An 18,782-nucleotide genomic window follows, 5' to 3' on the forward strand; every position below is an offset into this window, starting at 1 on the left:
TTATGTTTACTGGCATCGACGCTATCATAAGCTCAAAGCATCTCTCTGGAGAGGCGTTCTTTTTAACAAGTACGGCATCTGGCCCAGTGATCTGGTCAGTTTTATTGGAGCCTACAGTTGAGAAAGAACTAACAAAGGCGTTCGCCGATAAACTTAGAAAGGTCGCCGTCGAGCCTAACGTGGGTAAAGCCGGTGTTCCTATGGTGTCTACTATCCTAGAGCGGGATCGACAAGTGATGGAGTACGACCAAGCTGCAATCGGCCACGTACCTAGTGAATTTGCCGAAATTCAGCGTGTACTGACCTTTGGGGTGAACGCTAGCGCTCCAGCCTTCGACTTCAAGCAGCAAGGTCTGTCGGCGGTTAAGGGTGTGATATATCATCTGTCCGATGGGCAAGGTAACAGTGTGGTTATTTACCAGCACAAATACCCCGTGTCACTGCATAAAAAAACCAAAAGCTCATTTTGCAGTTTCAACGGCCGCACTTTAGGGAAAGTTGATTACGATGCCATTGATATCAATGACACGGTCGATGTATTTTATTTTGCTGGTAAGTTCTATACGCTGAATGTTGCTCTGCTGGAGCGGTTCTATGGCCTTGAGCAAGTTATCAATAATCTTGCGCATGCCGCAACACCGCTTGTTCTAGCCTTAAATGTAATAAATATCCAGGGGGTTGCATCTCCAGGCGACATTTTTAAGGATATGCATCACGATCGAGCATTCATGCGCCGGTTGGCGATGGTCTCGAAAGGCAATATCGTGAAATCTGGATTGAACGTTACTCAAATCCAAGGCGTGATGGCGAACTTTCCGATTTTTTCCCGTACGATCGATCTCACTGGTGGCTTGGTGAATCTAACTACTAAAGAGCAAAAACGGAGTTTCATCCGCTTGCTCAATAACGAGGCTTCGTTCGCTGCTCTCGACAATAGCCCGTTCCTGGCGGTAGATAAGGATTCAGCAGCGTAATCCTCACTGGCTTGACAGACTGGCCTTGTTCCCTCGAACCATGACTTCCCAGCCGGGTTCATGGGGAGATTGAGGGGTGTTGAGTTACGTCTCAGCAAACCTGCAGAGGTTGCGATGCTGGATTTCAGTCGCCATGTGGTGAGCTTTCTGACGTCGGTGTTTTAAAGATGCCACCGGGCGTTGCGGCCCGGCTTAAATCAGTCCCCCATGCCGTCCAAGCGGCAGGGAGATCGCTTGCGATAAGCGTTGAAAACACCTTGCTTAGGCGTTTGTAGAGTTGTGCAGTGTCATCACCTCGTGATGGTTGCGGGCAAATACTGCAGAAGGAAGACCAAACCACCTCTTTCGGTGGTTTTTTTCTTGGAAATCTTACTAGCGAGGAGCGAGAACCAGGAGGGGCTTGGCTTTCACGTCTTAATCGTTGGGTGCAAGTTAAATTATTCGAAATTATGGCTGGGGAATAATTATGGCCAGCCAATAATTTCGTTGCCTGATCATTTTTTGAGCGGTTGTTGCTGGGGTTGGATGAATACCGGTCAAGGCCGACTTCTGCAATTCGACCTCGTTGGGCGTTCTTGAGGCATTGGAGGGCGCTACTGCTAGGTCGTCGACCCTATTTGATTTGTGTTCTGTGCTTCAGCGGTGGGTACCGTTCGTCTGGATTTTTACGTGGCTTAGACGATCCTCCTTCGACAGTACGGTCGATTGGGTTTTGTAAAGTTTTTAGGGCGGCATGAGCCATAAATTTACGAAAAACCTTACGATGATTTCATGTTTTTGTGACTGGCAGTTATCTTGCGCCTAATAAAATAAAGGGGTTCACTCACTCACCCGTTCGTAATGTTGGCTTTCTGGTATTCATAACCTTTTTGATTCGATGCTGCATCGGCTCTGAATAAAAAAGGCCCGTCGCTGAACACGACGGGCCTTTTTTGTGGGCGCTGGTTTTTCAATCAAGGATCAGGTGCGGCAGAAACCGACTCGAATCCTTGGTGATCAGACTGTTGTCTTCCCGCACACCAATTCCCGCCGCCTGATCGCCGATTACCCACGAACCGATCAGCGTGTAGCTGTCATCGAACTTCGGCAATGGCGCAAATTCCTGCAGGATGAAGGGTGCATCGGTGTAGGGCCCGTCTTCCTTGAAGATCAGACCTTCCGCCGTTTGCAGCTCGATGTTCGCGCCTTCGCGGGAAAAGTACGGTTTGCGTACCCAGCCCTTGGGCACGGCACTGCCCGGATTCGGATCGAGGTGCGCCGCGAGCAGGTTCGGGTGGCCCTTGTGCAGCTCCCACAGCAGCGGCAGTGCGCCTTTGTTCGACAGGATCGATTTCCACGCCGGTTCGAAAAACTGCGTATCGCTTTCGGCGATTGCAGCGCCGAACGGTTCGTGGAAGATGAATTCCCAGGCATGCAGTTTGAACAGGTGCGGGATCCAGCGATCCTCAAGGTCGACGAAGCGTCCCTCGGCGGTCAGGCCGATGTCTTCGATGTCGATGTGCCGGGATTCAATGCCGACTTTTTCCGCGATCAGGCGCAGGTAGTCGGTGGTGCCTTTGTCTTCGACCGAGTCTTTCATCGAGGCAAAGTAGAACGGCCGCTTGAGCTGCAGTTCAGCGAATGCCTGATGGAGTTTGGTATCGATGCTGTTGAACTGGTCGGCATTGCGCGGCAGCATTCCGCGCTCGATGCATTGCTCCAGCCAGCCCCACTGAAACGCAGAGGCCTCATAAAGACTGGTCGGCGTGTCGTAGTTGAGCTCCAACAGCTTGGCCGGGCCGTTGCCGCTATAGGAAAAGTCCATGCGCCCGTACAGATGCGGATGACCTTCGAGCCAGGACGTTCGGATCATGTCGTAGTACGGCGCCGGGATGCTCAGGCGATCCAGCAACGCTTCGCTGTGCACCACGCGGTCGACCAGATCCATGCACATCTCGTGCAGTTCAGTGGTCGGATCCTCCAGATCGTTTTCGATCTGCGCCAGCGTGAACTGGTAATAGGCGCTTTCGTCCCAGTACGGCTCGTCGTCGATAGTGTGGAACAGAAAGCCGAGGCTTTCGGCGGTCTGTTTCCAGTCGGGGCGCTCGGCGCAGTGGATCTTCTTCATGGTCAGCTGCTCGAGCGTCCGGAACTGCTGCCCCAGCCACCCCAACCGCTGCGGGCGGACGACTGGCTGCCGAAGCCGCCACGGGAGGTCGACGAGGCGACATTCACCGGTTTGCTTTTGCTGCTCTCGTAGTCCGGTTGACTGCGCGGTGCCGATTCGATTTTGCGGTACTGCGACGAGATGTTGTAGGTCTGACGCGTGTCGCGATCGCGGTAAACGGTGCGGTTGGCGTTGTTGCTCATCGCATTGCCGATCAGCCAGCCTGTGAGCCAGCCGTTGCCGCCGCCACCCGAGGAGTGAGAAGTGCTTTGCGCATTCTGCGCGGCGGCCGCTTCACCGGCAGGCATCTGCGCGTTGGCAATCGCATTCAGGTCCTGCGGCGCCTCGCCGTTCTGCGGCACCTTGAAACCGCCGAGCTTCGGCACGAAGCGGCCGTCGGAGTTTTTCTGGCACCAGTCGGCGGCGAAGTCTGCGTCGCACTTGGTCTTGTCATCGTAGGCCGGCGCAATGCGTCGGTGCTCGGTCAGGGCCGCGACATAGGCGTTGGAGCAGACATCGGCGGCCACTTCGGCGCCGACGCACTCCTCGACAGATTGAAAGCGCTGCTGCTCCTGCGCGGCAACTTCGCCGGAAATCGCCAGCGCCACCGAAGCGGCGAGCGACAGTTGAACGTACTTGCTGCGTTTCATCGAAGGCTTCCTGCCGATCAGTTGGACGGGGTCATGCACGCGGCGTTGAGCATGCCGACGCTGATGGCCACCGCGGCCACGTAGATACCCGAAGCGACTTCACCGTTGGCGATGCGCTGGGAGGTGCCCTTGAGCACCAGACCCGTGGCGAGGAAGGCCAGCAGCTGGACCACGGCAGCAATCACCGCCCACAGTACAAAGTCGAGGACGTTGACCGAAAACGCGATGACATTGCTGGCCGGAATCGCGAAGCCGATGATCGCGCCAGACAGGGCGATGGCGGCGGCGCTGTTGCCGGAGCGGATCAGCTCGAACTCTTTGTGTGGCGTGATGCGGGTGTAGACGAACTGAAACAGCATGAACAGCAGCACGGCGCCGAACAGGTAAACGATGAAACCGACCAGCGCGGTCTTGTTCAGGGAAACGGCCAGCACTTCCAGCATGGAAAACTTCCTTTTTAAATGGTGCTCAGATCAGTCGTGTATAGCGAAATGCCCAGCGAGGTGCTCAGGCTGACGGTGCCTTCTTCGTCCTGCTCGACGGAGAACAGCAGCAATTCGCGGCGATCGGTCAGGCCGGTCTCGCGTGCGTAAAGCATGGAGTGGTGTTCGATGGTGTAGCTCTCGTCCGGGTTGACCACTTGTTCGGTCAGCGGCACCAGTTCGGTCTGGCCTTGTTCGGTGCCCCACTCGCGGGTGTATTCGACACCGTCGTGGTTGTAGCCGGGCAGGCCGATCTGGCTGTTGGGGCCGGCGAGGCGCTGCAGCTCGGCGTCACTGTTGACGGTCACGTAGCTGAGGTAGTTGAACAGGGTGACCGATTCGATCTGATCCTCACCGGTGACGTGGATCTGTAGCCAGAAATCCTCGTCGTTCATGTAATAGCGGTGCAGTTTGTTGGACTGGCCGAGGTCGACCCAGCCATGGCTCCAGATCGCCTGATCGAAGGGCACGCGCACGGTCGTCGAACCGTCCAGCAACAACGCCAGGGTCGAATCGAACCGCACGCCTTTGCCTTGTGCCATTCCGAGTGGGCCGCCGGCTACGGGAGCGGGCGCGGCAGTTTGCCAGTTGCTGGTGCCCAGCAAGTCTTTGAACCATCCCATGGGTACATTCCTTGAGGCGGGTAGGTGTTCGTCGTAAAAAGCGCCGCTAGTGTACCGGGCCGAGCGCCGAACGAGCAGGCAAAATGCAAATGTTGTGGGTGCTGAAAACAATGTAGGAGCTGCCGGAGGCTGCGATCTTTTGATCTTGAATCCAGATCAAAAGATCGCAGCCTCCGGCAGCTCCTACATGGGCAGCGGTGCTTACTGAGTCGATTTTTGCTTCAGACGCTCAAGAATCGCATTGGCGCTGCCTTCGTTCGGCGTGATGCCGGCGTCGCGCAGTTTGCGTTCCAGGTCGTTGCCGGTCGAAGCGTCGGCCAGCTCATCGGCGGCGCTCAGCTCGGCGGCACGTTGCTGCTGCTTGGCTTGCAGACGGTTCAGGGTGCCGACCGCGGTTTCCAGTTTGCCGTTGGCACCGCCGCTGGCGATCGACGCGCTGACCTGGGCCTTCTGCACGCTTTCACGGGCCTTGGCCATGTCCACCTGCTGGCGCAGGCTCTTGATCCGCGACTCGGCCTTGGTGATGTCCTTGCGCATGTTTTCGGCATAGGTGCCGAACTCGTCGCTCTGGGCTTTTTCAGCGCTCAGGTCGTTGGTCAGGGTCGAAATCGCTTCGGCCACTTCCATCGCCAGGTCTTCACGGCCGGCGTTCAGCGCGGAAACCGCCTTGGCTTCCAGGTCCTTGATCTTGGCGTCGTACTCGCTTACGCGGTCAGCGGCCAGTTTGTGCTTGGCCATGATGGTGACCAGCTCGCGACGGGCGTTGGACAGCGCGGTATCGGCGTCGCGGATTTCCTGGTCGAGGATGCGCAGGGCCTGTTGGTCGACGATCGCTTCGCCGACTTCATTGGCGCCGCCGCGCAGTGCGGTGAACAACTTGCTCCAGATGGACTGAGTCATTGGATATTCCCTGTTGATTACTTGAAGAAGTGTTCGAAGGCTTCACTCGCGCGCTGCACGTTGTCGACCAGGGTTTTCACCTCGGTGACGACGTTGGTCAGGCTCGAGTCGGCGCTGAGGGCGCCAAACATGTTGTATACGGTCTGGCCGTTGGGCATCGACTCGATACCGATCGACGACAGCGGGAACATTTCCCGGCTGCGCAGCACGGCATCGTTGAAGGCGCGCACGTCAGTGATCGAATCGATATCCACCAGCACGGTGTCGACGATGATCTGCTGACCGGCCACGGCGATGTGAATCGGCAGACCGCCGAATTCGTTCATTTCCAGCTTGATGCTGGGTTCGGAGCTCTGGATCAGAGACAGTGTGATCTCGTGCGAAGCCACCTCATCCAGTGCCTTGAGGGCGTTGAAGAGGCTATCGATGTTCCAGTTGTTGCCTGCGCTCATGTAATTCTCCGACATGAATGAGCCAGCCAGAATCGGTTGGCGTAGCTGTTGCTCCATTTGCTTGAGCAAGCTCCGGTTTTCCGGAAGTACCCAAGTTTCGTGTTTCACATAACCGGCGGCGGCCAGGCCCGCACGCATCTGCTTCATGTAGAAGCTCGATGGTTTTTTCGCGGACGGTTTCGAGCGCTCTCCCTTTGGGCTCTCTGACGCAACGGTGGGGGAGCGGCTTTTCATGGCGATGACTCCGTTATGAACATCTCACGCGTGAGCCACACTACAACCAATTCAAAGTGCCATCAATGGCTCACGCGTGAGATTTTTTCGGTGCGTCTAAATGGCCCTGGCCAACCCTGCGCGAAAGTGACCAAGCCGCGAGGAACGCATCAACCGTTTGTATTTGAAGTTTTTGTCAGGTTGTTAAAGTTTTTTTGATTTTTAGTGTTTGTACTTTTTTGTTTAAGTTGCAAGGAAAATTCCTACGTTGTTTTTCTTTTTTCTGTAAGAGCTTTCCCTTGAGTGCAGTAGGGGTGTGGAGTTGCACTTCTGTTTGAGTAACATTAAGAAATAACGCGGGTTCGCAACTCTCGGAAACTTATTCTAGGTTTTGTGTGTGCACACCTTCGCCCCGGTGGAGAGTTGGTTCAACCACTGGCCCTTTAACTTTTCGAGGAAATCATTATGACTTTCGAAAAAGCATCTTCCGCAGGCGATTCTCAGATCGGCTGAGCTAGCCAATGAGAACCGGGGCCTTATGGCCCTGGTTCTTAATGAACCTGTTTTTAATTGTCTTTGAGGCTGATATATGAAGCTCTGTCTGAAGCCAACCATTATTCCGTTCAAACTTGAAGGCCAGGTTGTTCTGCGGTTTAACGGGCAATACGCAAAGATTCCCGATCCCCATGGGGCTATCTGGGAATTTGCGACGGCACTGGATGGCCGCACGCCATTCGAAGCGTTGATCACACGGGTAGCAGGCCGTTATCCCGCGGTGGATCAGGAGGATTTGCGCAGCGTTGCGCAGGATTTGGTCAGATACCGACTGGTCGAGAGTCCTGATGCTTTCGCGACGACCTCTCTTTCAGACCACGATCGCAACAGATTTTCCCGGAACATCGATTTTTTCGGGTCGATGGCGGCCGTGGGGGAGAGCAAGTTTTCCTCGCAGGAGAAACTGCGCGCGGCCAGGGTTTGCGTCCTGGGTTGTGGCGGGCTCGGCACCCATATCCTGTTCGATCTGGTCGCGCTGGGTGTGCATCACCTGACGATCCTTGATTTTGACAAGATCGAGTTGAGCAACCTGAATCGACAGATCCTTTACAAGGAGAGCGACATCGGGATGTCGAAGGTCGAAACCGCCAGGCGCCGGTTGCTCGAGTTCAACAGTCACCTCGATATCACCGCCCACGAGACCCGCCTCGAATCAGCTCAGGACGTCGCCAGAGTTATAAGTGGCCACGATATTGTAATTTGCGTTGCCGACAAACCCGCGAACTACATGGCCGACTGGCTGAACGAGGCCTGTGTTCAGGAGCGCGTGCCCTTCATATCAGGCGGTCTTGATGTGCGACGGTCGGTTTTCTATTCGGTGGTCCCCGGCAACTCGGGGTGCGGTGCTTGCTGGCTGACTTCGGCGCGCAACAAAAGCAGCCTGGTGAACAGTATCTCGACCATGGCCAAGCAGCACGACATAACCTACCAGCACCCAGGCCCGGCACTGGTTACCCTGGTGGCCGTCACCGCGGGCATGATGGTGAGCGAAACCGTAAAGATCCTCACCGGCTGCCAGCCGCCACAATTGACCAACAAGCTCAAGGAATTCACCTTCGACGATCTGGATGTTGGCATTGCCGAGGTCTGGGAGCAGAACCCGGACTGCACGGTGTGCGGGCATCTCGCGAATTCACTGCGGCTACCCATGCCGACGGAGACCGTCTAGATGTTCAAGCTGCTGGCGTCTTATATCATCACGTCTGTTTGCTCATGGGCCATTGCATTTCTCATCCCGCTTTACGTCTATGAGCAGACAGGCTCCCCTGTCTGGACATCACTGGCCTTTTTTGCCGCAATGGCGCCCTACATACTGGTCACGCCGTTTGCCGGTGTGTGGAGCGACCGCTACAGCAAGCGACGGTTTCTGATCGGTGGCGATCTGTTCAGCATTGTCATCGGCTGCCTGATTTACGTCGCCGTCAGCACCTTGTCCGGGGACGCATTGAGCATCACGCTGTTGCTGTTGAGCTTTATGCTGGCAAGCGTTGGCGCTACCCATCACCCCGTATTCCAGAGCATCGCACCTGCGCTGGTCGAGGGGCGAAAACTTCATCGGTTCAATGCGATCGTCAACGCCAGTGACAACATCATCCGCATCGTGGCGCCGATCAGTGTGGCTGCGGTGTTGGCCTTCAGCACCAAGGAGCGGATTCTCGTTGTCAGCATTGTCGGCTTCGCGCTCTCTTTGCCGCTTTGCTACTGGCTAACGGAGCAGGGTAAGCCCCAGCCCGCCACCACCCGTGTCTTCACTGAAATCAAAGCCGGCCTGCTTTATGTTCTTCGGCATCGAGAACTGTGTTCGTTGGTTGTGCTGTTCTTTTTCTGCAACTTCGGCTTTGCTCTGATCGGTGCCAGCCTGATCTATGTCTTCACCACGCTCTTGGCTGTGCCGTTGAGCGATGTCGGCTACTACTACGGACTTATTGGCGCGGGTGCCGTTGCCGGATCAGTTACAGGTGCAGGGCTTGTGAAACGCTATACGGCCGGCGTTCTCATCCGGCGCAGTTGCCTGCTGGCAGGGATTTTCACGTTGACCGCAGCGTTGGCCAGCGACCCCTGGACACTCGCGGGACTCTGGGCGCTGTCTACCTGCTGCCAATCTGTGGTGGTCATCGCTTTTTTCACCTATCGCCAGCAAGTGGTTCCGCGAGCGATTCTGGGGCGAACTGTAGGGGTGACTCGACTCATCGCCTATCTGGCAATTCCGCCCGCGAGCTTGTTCAGTGGATGGCTGTTACTCCATTTCTCAAGCAGTGCTTTTCTTTTTGCGGCAGGTGGTCTTTGCATTATTTTCGCCTCTCTTTGTGCTTATTTTCTGGCCAGGGATGAGCGGCAAGTTGTTTACAGCGATGTGCAATGAACAAAACGCTGCGGGCAGGAATTAAGTTCTTTAGGTGAGGAGTATTCATAAAAAGGGTTTGGCCATTGGAATGGCCGGAGCACGTTAAAAGGAATTTATGGTGGAACAAGATAAAAAGTTATACAGCGATGATGGAGTGCATGCTATTCAAACGGTCACTGGCGGTTCCATATGGGATAAGTGGCTGGACGCTGATGCGCTAAATAGATTGGTTCACCATGATCTGTTGGTGGCGATGCAGAGTGGCCATGTTTCTCTTGGCGGCATGCGCTATTTCCTGGTGCAGCATCATTATTACTCCAGAAACTTCACCCGTTTTCTCTGCGCAATCATTAATCGGCTTGAGTCCCTCGAAGACATCAGGCTTTTAATGCAAAACCTGCAGGAGGAAATGGGAATCGACGGTGACGACAAGCTCACCCATGCCGATCTGTTTCAACGAACACTCAGGATTCTGGGCACCCAACCCATGGCGGATCCTCCTTTATCCCAGACCGTTGATTTTACTCGTTCGATCATGAAATTTTGCCGCAGTGAAAATTCGGTTGAGGGCCTTGCAGCGCTATGTCTGGGGGCTGAAGCCATTGTGCCACTGATTTACAAGCCTGTTCTGGCGGCGCTCAAGAGACTGAATGTCAGTGATGAAGGTCTCGAGTTCTTTCGCTTGCACATCGAAGAAGATGAGGAACATGCAGTCAGCATGCTGGAGATTCTGAGGCGAATGACCCAGCAGGTACCTGAAGCGAAGATGATCGCGATGCAAACCGGGCGTCAGGCGATCGATAAGCGATGCGTCATGTTTGACGCCATCTGGAGGGAAGTGCGTGAGCTGCGGTAGGTCCCATGATCATGCAAATTGCCGTGAATCACCGCGCGGTCGTGCAGATTGAAACAGGCCCGATGCCATCAGATTTCGCGCAAGCGATTGATTCATTGTGCATTGTCGTCGTGGGGTGATTGGCCTGATCTCTGCACGTCTCACGACTACATTCACCAAGTCGCTTGAAGGGGGACGCATGACCCCGACGCCGAGCAAAAAAGTAGTTGTCGCCCACTCGGTGCGCACCGGCGCACCGCAACACGAAGTGCAGACCAACAAGGCGCTGGCCCGTTGGCTGGCGCAGATTCTCGGGTTCAAATTTGGTGGCAGCTACGACCCGGAAAAACACCGCGGTCGCGATCTGTACTGGTTGCCGACGCAGACCATCGTCGGCGCCAGCCAGGCGCAGCAATTGGGCATCAACGGTGCGAATGACTTGTGGGGTGGATACGTCGAACACGATTTCATCTGCACCAAAGCCATCAGCCACGGCCTGCGCAGCGATCTGGCCCGCGCCCCCCAAGGCTGGTCGTCGCTGTTCGCTGAGCGCGTGCGTGACGTGGTGCTCGATGGCCTGACGGTGTTTGCCCTGGAAGATGCGCGGCCCGCTGCCGAGCACTTTTTGTACAGCGGGCCGATCCGTCTGAAACCGATTCACGCCTGTGCCGGTCGCGGCCAGGAAGTTATCAACAGCCTCGACGCGTTCGATGAGGTGCTCGCCCGTGCGGAGGCCGCCGAGCTGTTTCGTGAAGGCGTGGTGCTGGAGCAGGACTTGAGCAAGGTCTTCACCCACAGCGTCGGCCAGTCATTCATCGGCGGCAAGGTGCTGAGCTACTGCGGTGATCAATACTTGACCCAGGATGCTCACGGCGAAGACGTCTACGGTGGCTCGAACCTGCTGGTGGTGCCGGGTGGTTACGCGGAGTTGCTGGCGCTGCAGCTGCCGGACGAGGTGCGGCTGGCCATCGAACAGGCGCAGATTTTCGACCGGGCGGCGGATGAGGCCTATCCGGATTTCTACGCCTCGCGCCGCAACTACGACATTGCCCAGGGTCTGGACAGCCATGGCAAACCCCGCAGCGGTGTGCTCGAACAATCCTGGCGCATGGGCGGTGCCAGCAGCGCTGAACTGGCCGCGCTGCAATGCTTCGTCAACGATCCCCATATGCCAGCGATCCGCGTGTCGACGGTGGAAACCTACAGCGAGCAAACCCTGCCGGCAGACGCCATCGAAATCTATCGCGGGCCGGCCGAGAACAGCGACTTTCTTCTTAAATACGTAACGGTCAAATCCTATGACGGCTAGAAGCGAAAGCATTCAAATCGATATTGATGACGAACAGATGAGCGGGACGTTTCTCAGCCCTAAATCGAAAGTCCCCGGCGTGTTGTTTGTGCACGGCTGGGGCGGTAGCCAGGAGCGCGACCTCGAACGCGCCAAGGGCATCGCCGGACTTGGCTGCGTCTGTCTGACTTTCGACCTGCGCGGCCACACCGGTGGCACCGGCATTCCGCTGACCCGGGTCACGCGCGAAGACAACCTGCGCGACCTGCTCGCGGCCTATGACCGCCTGCTCGCGCACCCGGCACTCGACACCTCGGCGATTGCGGTGGTCGGTACCAGTTATGGCGGTTATCTGGCCTCGATCCTCACCTCGTTGCGCCCAGTGCGCTGGCTGGCGCTGCGGGTGCCGGCGCTGTATCGCGACGAGCAATGGCACACGCCCAAGCGTGATCTCGACAAGGCGGATTTGCGTGACTATCGGAGCACGCTGGTGCGCGCCGATACCAATCGCGCGCTGCATGCCTGTTCGCAATTCACGGGGGATGTCTTGCTGGTGGAATCGGAAACCGATGAGTACGTGCCTCACGCGGCAATCATGAGTTACCGCGCGGCGTGTCAGCAGACGCATTCGCTGACGCACCGGATCATCGACGGCGCCGACCATGCCTTGAGCGAGCCGGTTTCGCAGCAGGCCTACACCTCGATTCTGGTGGACTGGATTACCGAGATGGTGGTTGGAGAGCGGTTGAGCATCATCCAGTCAAGTTGAGCTGTGTCGTTGTTTCGGACGCTATCGCGAGCAGGCTCACTCCTACATTTTGGAATGCATCCCCCTGTAGGAGTGAGCCTGCTCGCGATAGCCTTTTCAGCTTCACTGCAAACTCAGGACGGTTTCTTCTCGATCCGCAACGCCTTCGCCTTGGCCTCCACCAACAGATACATCACCACCGTGATCAACAACGGCAGCAGAAAATAAATCGCCCGGTACGCCAGCAGCCCTGCCACCAGACTCCCGCGTGAAGCCTCGTGTTGGAGCAGCGCGACGAACACTGCTTCCAGCACCCCGAGCCCCGCCGGAATGTGGGTGATGACCCCGGCAATCGCGCTGATCAACAACACGCCGAGCACCAACGGGTAGTCCAGCTTGCCCGGCAGCAAAGTGAAAATCACTGCCGCCATCAGCGACCAGTTCAGCGCACCGAGCAGCAATTGCAGCACGGCCATGCGCAGGGACGGCAGGTTGATTTCCACCCCGCGAATCGACCACTCGCGGCGCCTCGAGAACTGGCACGCGGCGAGGTAACCGGCACTCACCAGCAACAGCAGCACACCGATGCCTTGCAATGCACCACTGCTGACTTTCCAGCCCGGCGGCATGCTCACCAGGCCGCTGCTGAATACCGCGCCGGCAATCGTCATGTAGCCGAACCAATTGGTCGCCAGGCTCAGGCCGAGGATTTTGGCGATGTTGCCCTTGCTTACGCCCAGACGCGAATAGAGTCGATAGCGCATGGCGATGCCGCCGACCCAGGCGCTGAGATTAAGGTTGAAGGCGTAGCTGATGATCCCCACCGGCAGAATCTGTTTCCAGGTCAGGTCCTGGCGGATGTAGGTGCGGCCGATCAGGTCAAAACTGGCGTAGGTCAGAAAGCTCAGCAGGGTCAGGCCGGCCGCGATGATCAGCGTGCGCACCTTGAAGTCGGCGAGGGTTTGCAGCACTTCGGCCCATTCGATGCGCATGGCGAACAGCGTCAGCAAGACGATCAACGCGAGGAAAAACAACAGCGTCAGTGGACGTTTCCAGCGGCTCCATTTTGAGTGCGTCGCTGGCGCGGCATGCCTGGCCGAGTGCGTTTCGGAATGACTCATGGCCTGGCACCTCGAAACGGCTTGAGCCGCGGTTTATGCGCCGGCAACCAACCGGCCATCGCCGGGAAGTGCCGCAGGAAGTGAAACACCAGAAACCCCACGGTCATGTGCCAGATTCGCCCGCGCGGGGACATGTCGGCATCCATGGCCTTGCAGTGGTTCTGGCTCAGGTCTTCGAGGCGTTCGAACAAATGCTGATTGAACGCGCGATCGCGGATCAGCACGTTGGCTTCCAGGTTCAGCGACAGGCTCAGCGGATCGAGATTGCTCGAGCCGACGGTGCTCCATTCTTCGTCCACCAGCGCGACTTTGCCGTGCAGCGGCCGTTGGCAATATTCGTGGATCTGTACGCCGGCCTTCAGTAGGTAGTCGTAGGTCATGCGCGCCGCCAGCTTCGCCACCAGCATGTCCGGCTGGCCTTGCAGGATCAGCCGGACGTCGACGCCACGGCGCGCCGCATTGCGGATCTCGCGCAGCAGGCGGTAGCCGGGAAAGAAGTAGGCATTGGCGATGACCACCCGGCGTTTGGCCCGGCGCAGTGCCTGCAAGTACACGTCTTCGATATCGGTGTGATGCTGATCGTTATCGCGAAACACCAGGCGTACCTGCCCGTCATGCTCGTTGAAGGCCATGTCGGCGCGACGCTGGCGTCGACGCTGCCACCAGAACCGCGCACGTCCCGGCCGACCGCTTTGCAGCAGGGCAAAGTGATGGATGTCAGTGACCGCCGGCCCCTGAATCTGCACCGCATAATCCTGTTTCGCCTCGGGGCCGAAGTCGGCCAGGTGATCACCGGAAAAGTTGATCCCACCAATGAACGCGATCAGTCCGTCGACCACCACGATCTTGCGGTGCAGGCGGCGGAACCAGTTGGTGCGAAAGCCCAGATGTTTGGGCGCCGGATCAAATATCTGCAGGTGCACGCCCGCGTCGCTCAGTGCCGCGAGATAACCGGTGCTCAACTCGCCACAACCGAAGCCGTCGAGGCTGACGGTGGTGCGTACGCCGCGCCGGGCGGCGTCGATCAGGATCTGCTGCAATTCTGCGCCGACCTTGTCTTCGAAAACGATGAAGGTCTCCAGCAGGATTTCACTTTTCGCCGCACGCATGGCGTCGAACACCCGGGGGAAATATTCCTCGCCGTTTTCCAGCAACTCGATGCGGTTGTTGCCCTGCCAACTGTACTCGACGTCGACCTGGCCGGGCTCGCGCACGGGCGGGTTGATGCTGATCGGTTCCACGGCGGATTTCTCCAGCGGTGCGCTGCTCATAATTCAATCTCCACCGATAAAGGGGCGTGGTCGGACAGGTGAGACCAGGGCCGGTTTGCCAGGACTTTGGGTTGGCTGGCCTTGAGGTTGCGCACGTAGATGCGGTCCAGGCGCAGGGTCGGCAGGCGCGCGGGAAAGCTGCGCGCCGGTTTGCCGTAATGCTCGGCGAACACCTCGCGCAGGCCGCATGGCTTGAGTAGCGCATCGGCGCGCTGGCGCCAGTCATTGAAGTCACCGGCAACGATCACCGGCGCATCATCCGGCAGCTCCGCGAGACGCTGACCGAGCAACTGCAGTTGCGCGTTGCGATGGCTTTCGCGCAGGCCCAGGTGCACGCAGATGGCATGCACTTCGACGCCATCGCCGGGCAGGCGTAGCACGCAGTGCAACAGGCCGCGGTTCTCATGGCCGCTGATCGACACGTCGAGGTTGTCGTGGCGGATGATCTGGAATTTCGACAGCAACGCATTGCCGTGATCACCCTCCGGGTACACCGCGTTGCGCCCATAGGCGAACTGCGGCCAAAGGCTGTCGGCGAGGAACTCGTATTGCGGCATTGTCGGCCAATTGCTGTAGCGCTTAGGATGGTGCTCGTGGGTGCCGTGGACTTCCTGCAGAAACACCACGTCGGCCGCCACGCTACGCACTGCTTCGCGCAGCTCCGGGAGGATGAAGCGTCGATTCAGGGCAGTGAAACCCTTGTGCGTGTTGACCGTCAGCACGGTGAAACGGCGCACTGAGGGGGTTACCACCGAACCTTCATCGGTGAAGCCCACCGGCTCTGGAATACTCATGTCAGCACCCCTTCGGCAGCAGGCTCGCCGGGGGTGGTCGGCAAGTGTTTGTCGAGGTCAAAGCGCTGTAAAAGATTACGTGCGTCGTAAGGCGCGCGGACTTTGATGTCGTTATCGAAATAACAGAACACTTCGCGGGATTTGCGCGCCCGGGGCTTGAGGCGTGGGGCGATCAGGTGCGCATCGCCCGGCTGGCGCCCATGGTGCCAGGCGTCGATGCGTTCGGCCCAGTTCTGCAGCGCGGAGTCGGTGTAGCCGCTGGCGTACAGTTGTTCGGCGCCGTGCAGACGCAGGTAGACGAAATCGCTGGTGAGGTCTTCGCGGTACGGCCACTTGCCGGCGGTGTCGGCGATCACCAGCGCCGTGTTGTAGCGTTTCAACAAGCGAATGAAGTCGGGGTCGATGAAAGTGTCGTTGCGCACTTCCACGGCATGGCGCAGCGGCTTTTTACGCCAGGCCTTGAGGCTGGCGGGGCCATGCAGGTGAGCGTCGTGCTGGCGGGCGAGGGCGGCTGCGGCCTGCGTGTCGTGGGGCAGCAATGAGAGGAAGTGTTCGAAGCGCTCGGGGTCGAATTTGAAGTTCGGCGGAAACTGCCACAGGATCGGCCCGAGCTTTTCCTTGAGCTCCAGCACCCCGGACGCGAAGAAGTTCGCCAGCGGTTTTTCAATCTCGCGCAAGCGCCGCACGTGGGTGATGAAGCGCGGCGCCTTGACGCTGAACACAAAGTCGTCGGGTGTTTCGCTGTACCACTGGGCGTAACGTTCGGGCCGCTGCAGGGCGTAGAACGATCCATTGATTTCGATGCTGTTGACCGCCCGTGAAGCGAACTGCAATTCGCGCTTCTGGGTCAGTCCTTTCGGGTAGAAATCCCCGCGCCACGGAGCGTAGCGCCAGCCGGAAATACCGATGTGAATCGTTGCCATGCCGCCCTCCCGTAGTCAGTCCTCGTACAGCCTGTGTCTGTTGATGACTGTGGGCGGTTCGGGAAAGTTTCGGTGGCGTTACGGACGGTACAGGCTCAGGGGCATCACGGGGGGGATTTGATAGTTGTTGCTGTGTTGCGCCTTTGTGGTGAGGGAGCAAGCTCCCTCACCACAAAGGGTTATTGAGGCAAAAACCGAACTTGTCCGCCATTCACCGATCAGTTCCTTACAGGTTCAGCCAAGAGGGATCGGAGTTTTGATCAAGTTCAGGATCGTCATTCTGCTGGGAGCGCTGCTGTTGCTCGGCGCCAACGAACTCGAAGCCGCCGCGCTGCCGGGCGTTCCGGCTACTGCTGAAGAACCGGCCAAACCCGAGCCGATCGTGCAGGGCGGTTTGCTCGGTGCAATCAGTACGAGCATCGACGATGTGCAGGACAAACTCGATCTCAACGAACACCTGGTTGATGCCTGGCGTCTGCGGGCCGACCGCGCGGCGGACGAGGTCGACCGGCTGGTCAATCAACCGTCGGATCGTTCGGGCTGGAGCCTCGCCGGGGATTTCCTGATGTTGTCCGGTGTCTGGCTTGGCGCCTTTGCGCTGCTCACCGTGCTCGGCAGCCTGTTGGCCAAGCGTCTGAGCCAGGGCCGTTGGCTGCGTACCCGCCAGCGCAGTCAGGACCTGCTCGGGTATCTGCTGCCGTACACGTTGCCGGCGTTGATCTGTCTGCCGCTGACGCTGTACGTCAGCCACTTTCTGCCAACCTCGGTGGGCCGCGCGCTGGCGCTGTGTCTGGCGTATGCCACCAGCAGCGGCATTTTCTCCACCTCGATGTTGTTGTGCGTGGTGGTGATGTTCAATGTCGGCCATAAACGGCCCGCCGCGCGGATCATCCGTGACTACTGCCCGAAACCGCTGTTCCTGATCGGCTTCCTTGCCGCCCTCAGTGACGCACTGACCAGCCCGCAGATCGCCCGGCAGTTTGGCGGCAACATCACCAGCAGCGTCGCGGTGTTCACCGGGCTGATGGCTTCGATCATTTTCGGCCTGCTGGTGATTCGCCTGCGGCGGCCGGTGGCGCATCTGATCCGTAATCGCCCGCTGGCGCAACGCCTGAAGCAGCCGTCATTGCAGGAGTCGCTGCGGATTTTTTCCGGGCTCTGGTACTGGCCGATCGTGCTGATGGTGCTGGTCTCGGCGGTCAATCTGATCGGCATCGGCGAGGACAACCAGAAGGCTCTGCGCTGCGCATTGTTGACCACGGTGTTGCTGATCGGCACGGTGTTTCTCAGCACGATTCTGCAGCACGTATTCAAGTCGCGAAAAGCCGAAGCGATCCAGTGCAGCAGCGCTTACAAGGAACGCTTTCTCAGCTTGTTGCACGCCTTGCTGCGGATCGTCATGGCGATTGCTTTCATCGACATTCTCGGGCGGATCTGGGGTGTTTCGCTGCTCGATTTCGCCCAGAGCAGCACGGTTGGGCGGGCGATCAGTAACGCGCTGAGCAGCATCGGTCTGATCTTCCTGGTGACGTGGTTGTTGTGGGTGGTGCTCGACACGGCGATTCAGGAAGCGCTGAAACCACCGGTCAGTAAACGCTCGTCGCGCCAGCCCAGCACTCGGGTGAAAACCATCCTGCCGCTGTTGCGCAACGCGATCAAAATCATCCTGGTGGTGATTTGCGCAATCACCACCATGGCTAATCTGGGGATCAATGTCGCACCACTGCTGGCCGGTGCCGGGGTGGTCGGTCTGGCCATCGGTTTCGGTTCGCAGCAACTGGTGCAGGACGTGATCACCGGACTGTTCATCATCATTGAAGACACGTTGTCGATCGGCGACTGGGTGGTGCTCGACTCCGGGCACGCCGGCACGGTCGAGGGCTTGACCATTCGGACCCTGCGCCTGCGTGACGGCAAGGGCTTCGTGCACTCGGTGCCATTCGGCCAGATCAAAGCGGTCACTAACCAGTCGCGGCAGTTCGCCTACGCGTTTTTCTCGGTGCAGTTCACCTACGACACCGATGTCGACAAGGCCATCGAACTGATCCGCGAGACCGGCGATTCGATCCGCGAAGATCCGTTTCTCAAGTACAACCTGCAAGGGCCGCTGGATGTGTTCGGGGTGGACAAGATGGATTTGAATGGCGTGGTGCTGACCGCGCAGTTCCGCACGGTGTCAGGCGGGCAATATGCGGTGAGTCGAGCGTTCAACCAGCGCTTGAAAAAGCTTGTGGATAACAGCCCGGTGGTGCATTTTGCGCAGACTTATCCACAGCAGGTTTTGTTGCCCAAGCGGCAAGAAGAAACGCCTGTTGAGCAATCGGCGGCGGTGTTGCCGCAGGAGTCGCGGACCTAGCGCGCGATTGTGTATCGGGAGTACCGGCCTCATCGCGAGCAGGCTCACTCCTACATTTGGAATGCGTTTCCCCTGTAGGAGTGAGCCTGCTCGCGATAGCGCCAGTG

Annotated in this window: 17 protein-coding genes; 7 read left to right on the forward strand and 10 right to left on the reverse strand. The window is 58.0% G+C overall.

Annotated features, from left to right (window positions below; genetic code table 11):
- Positions 1-2 precede the first annotated feature (2 nt).
- A complete protein-coding gene (locus J5M57_RS09195; protein ID WP_207848966.1) occupies positions 3-974 on the forward strand; it encodes a Kiwa anti-phage protein KwaB-like domain-containing protein in 972 nt (323 codons plus the stop codon).
- Positions 975-1,923: 949 nt separating this feature from the next.
- On the opposite strand, the gene J5M57_RS09200 is transcribed toward J5M57_RS09195, so the two are convergent.
- The 6 genes from J5M57_RS09200 to J5M57_RS09225 all read right to left on the reverse strand — a co-directional run bounded on the left by J5M57_RS09200 (position 1,924) and on the right by J5M57_RS09225 (position 6,374).
- Entirely contained in the window at positions 1,924-3,081 is a 1,158-nt protein-coding gene (locus tag J5M57_RS09200; RefSeq protein WP_207848968.1) for a glutathionylspermidine synthase family protein, read from the reverse strand.
- 2 nt (positions 3,082-3,083) lie between these two features.
- Positions 3,084-3,770, reverse strand: a complete 687-nt coding sequence (locus J5M57_RS09205) for a DUF1190 domain-containing protein (protein ID WP_207848969.1) — start codon at positions 3,768-3,770, stop codon at positions 3,084-3,086.
- A gap of 17 nt (positions 3,771-3,787) precedes the next feature.
- Positions 3,788-4,213, reverse strand: a complete 426-nt coding sequence (locus tag J5M57_RS09210; protein WP_207848971.1) for a DUF350 domain-containing protein — start codon at positions 4,211-4,213, stop codon at positions 3,788-3,790.
- A 14-nt stretch (positions 4,214-4,227) separates the two neighbouring features.
- On the reverse strand, positions 4,228-4,875 hold the full coding sequence (locus tag J5M57_RS09215) for a DUF2491 family protein (protein WP_169843229.1): 648 nt from the start codon (positions 4,873-4,875) through the stop codon (positions 4,228-4,230).
- Between the two features lie 201 nt (positions 4,876-5,076).
- A complete protein-coding gene (locus J5M57_RS09220; RefSeq protein WP_207848972.1) occupies positions 5,077-5,775 on the reverse strand; it encodes a PspA/IM30 family protein in 699 nt (232 codons plus the stop codon).
- A 17-nt stretch (positions 5,776-5,792) separates the two neighbouring features.
- Positions 5,793-6,374, reverse strand: a complete 582-nt coding sequence (locus J5M57_RS09225; RefSeq protein ID WP_230679397.1) for a YjfI family protein — start codon at positions 6,372-6,374, stop codon at positions 5,793-5,795.
- A gap of 655 nt (positions 6,375-7,029) precedes the next feature.
- Here J5M57_RS09225 and J5M57_RS09230 point away from each other — a divergent pair.
- From J5M57_RS09230 to J5M57_RS09250, 5 genes are all read left to right on the forward strand, one after another.
- Positions 7,030-8,163, forward strand: coding sequence for a ThiF family adenylyltransferase (locus J5M57_RS09230; RefSeq protein ID WP_169843231.1), 1,134 nt, complete (start codon positions 7,030-7,032; stop codon positions 8,161-8,163).
- Positions 8,164-9,357, forward strand: coding sequence for an MFS transporter (locus J5M57_RS09235; RefSeq protein ID WP_169843232.1), 1,194 nt, complete (start codon positions 8,164-8,166; stop codon positions 9,355-9,357).
- A 100-nt stretch (positions 9,358-9,457) separates the two neighbouring features.
- The gene (locus tag J5M57_RS09240) at positions 9,458-10,195 is read left to right on the forward strand and encodes an iron-containing redox enzyme family protein (protein ID WP_169843233.1); all 738 of its coding nucleotides are present in this window, start codon (positions 9,458-9,460) and stop codon (positions 10,193-10,195) included.
- 178 nt (positions 10,196-10,373) lie between these two features.
- Positions 10,374-11,483, forward strand: coding sequence for a DUF3182 family protein (locus J5M57_RS09245; protein WP_207848974.1), 1,110 nt, complete (start codon positions 10,374-10,376; stop codon positions 11,481-11,483).
- Positions 11,473-12,231 carry an alpha/beta fold hydrolase gene (locus tag J5M57_RS09250; RefSeq protein ID WP_169843235.1) on the forward strand — a complete coding sequence of 253 codons (759 nt, stop codon included), beginning with the start codon at positions 11,473-11,475 and terminating at the stop codon, positions 12,229-12,231. The genes J5M57_RS09245 and J5M57_RS09250 overlap by 11 nt, the downstream gene beginning before the upstream one ends.
- 113 nt (positions 12,232-12,344) lie before the next feature.
- Here the strand turns inward: J5M57_RS09250 and J5M57_RS09255 are convergent, their stop codons facing one another.
- Genes J5M57_RS09255 through J5M57_RS09270 form a run of 4 tightly spaced genes read right to left on the reverse strand, consistent with a single transcriptional unit; the run spans position 12,345 to position 16,319 of the window.
- Positions 12,345-13,331 carry a lysylphosphatidylglycerol synthase domain-containing protein gene (locus J5M57_RS09255; protein ID WP_169843236.1) on the reverse strand — a complete coding sequence of 329 codons (987 nt, stop codon included), beginning with the start codon at positions 13,329-13,331 and terminating at the stop codon, positions 12,345-12,347.
- Positions 13,328-14,602 carry a cardiolipin synthase ClsB gene (gene clsB / locus J5M57_RS09260; protein ID WP_207848975.1) on the reverse strand — a complete coding sequence of 425 codons (1,275 nt, stop codon included), beginning with the start codon at positions 14,600-14,602 and terminating at the stop codon, positions 13,328-13,330. Before clsB ends, J5M57_RS09255 begins: the two co-directional genes overlap by 4 nt.
- The gene (locus J5M57_RS09265; RefSeq protein WP_207848977.1) at positions 14,599-15,396 is read right to left on the reverse strand and encodes an endonuclease/exonuclease/phosphatase family protein; all 798 of its coding nucleotides are present in this window, start codon (positions 15,394-15,396) and stop codon (positions 14,599-14,601) included. Before J5M57_RS09265 ends, clsB begins: the two co-directional genes overlap by 4 nt.
- The gene (locus tag J5M57_RS09270; protein WP_207848978.1) at positions 15,393-16,319 is read right to left on the reverse strand and encodes a DUF72 domain-containing protein; all 927 of its coding nucleotides are present in this window, start codon (positions 16,317-16,319) and stop codon (positions 15,393-15,395) included. Before J5M57_RS09270 ends, J5M57_RS09265 begins: the two co-directional genes overlap by 4 nt.
- 256 nt (positions 16,320-16,575) lie before the next feature.
- On the opposite strand from J5M57_RS09270, the gene J5M57_RS09275 reads away from it, so the two are divergent.
- Complete coding sequence (locus J5M57_RS09275) at positions 16,576-18,675, forward strand: mechanosensitive ion channel family protein (protein WP_207848979.1); 2,100 nt, start codon at positions 16,576-16,578, stop codon at positions 18,673-18,675.
- The last annotated feature ends 107 nt before the right edge of the window (positions 18,676-18,782 follow it).

The sequence above is a fragment of the Pseudomonas sp. 86_A genome (genome assembly GCF_017491705.1).
Lineage (GTDB): Bacteria > Pseudomonadota > Gammaproteobacteria > Pseudomonadales > Pseudomonadaceae > Aquipseudomonas > Aquipseudomonas koreensis.

Excerpts from the sequence above, each read along its gene's own strand:
- J5M57_RS09205 (WP_207848969.1), bottom strand. The coding sequence starts at position 3,770 with ATGAAACGCAGCAAGTACGTTCAACTGTCGCTCGCCGCTTCGGTGGCG.
- J5M57_RS09250 (WP_169843235.1), top strand. The coding sequence starts at position 11,473 with ATGACGGCTAGAAGCGAAAGCATTCAAATCGATATTGATGACGAACAG.
- J5M57_RS09230 (WP_169843231.1), top strand. The coding sequence starts at position 7,030 with ATGAAGCTCTGTCTGAAGCCAACCATTATTCCGTTCAAACTTGAAGGC.
- J5M57_RS09255 (WP_169843236.1), bottom strand. The coding sequence starts at position 13,331 with ATGAGTCATTCCGAAACGCACTCGGCCAGGCATGCCGCGCCAGCGACG.
- J5M57_RS09265 (WP_207848977.1), bottom strand. The coding sequence starts at position 15,396 with ATGAGTATTCCAGAGCCGGTGGGCTTCACCGATGAAGGTTCGGTGGTA.
- J5M57_RS09245 (WP_207848974.1), top strand. The coding sequence starts at position 10,374 with ATGACCCCGACGCCGAGCAAAAAAGTAGTTGTCGCCCACTCGGTGCGC.
- J5M57_RS09215 (WP_169843229.1), bottom strand. The coding sequence starts at position 4,875 with ATGGGATGGTTCAAAGACTTGCTGGGCACCAGCAACTGGCAAACTGCC.
- J5M57_RS09210 (WP_207848971.1), bottom strand. The coding sequence starts at position 4,213 with ATGCTGGAAGTGCTGGCCGTTTCCCTGAACAAGACCGCGCTGGTCGGT.
- J5M57_RS09200 (WP_207848968.1), bottom strand. The coding sequence starts at position 3,081 with ATGAAGAAGATCCACTGCGCCGAGCGCCCCGACTGGAAACAGACCGCC.
- J5M57_RS09225 (WP_230679397.1), bottom strand. The coding sequence starts at position 6,374 with ATGAAGCAGATGCGTGCGGGCCTGGCCGCCGCCGGTTATGTGAAACAC.
- clsB (WP_207848975.1), bottom strand. The coding sequence starts at position 14,602 with ATGAGCAGCGCACCGCTGGAGAAATCCGCCGTGGAACCGATCAGCATC.
- J5M57_RS09235 (WP_169843232.1), top strand. The coding sequence starts at position 8,164 with ATGTTCAAGCTGCTGGCGTCTTATATCATCACGTCTGTTTGCTCATGG.
- J5M57_RS09270 (WP_207848978.1), bottom strand. The coding sequence starts at position 16,319 with ATGGCAACGATTCACATCGGTATTTCCGGCTGGCGCTACGCTCCGTGG.
- J5M57_RS09220 (WP_207848972.1), bottom strand. The coding sequence starts at position 5,775 with ATGACTCAGTCCATCTGGAGCAAGTTGTTCACCGCACTGCGCGGCGGC.
- J5M57_RS09195 (WP_207848966.1), top strand. The coding sequence starts at position 3 with ATGTTTACTGGCATCGACGCTATCATAAGCTCAAAGCATCTCTCTGGA.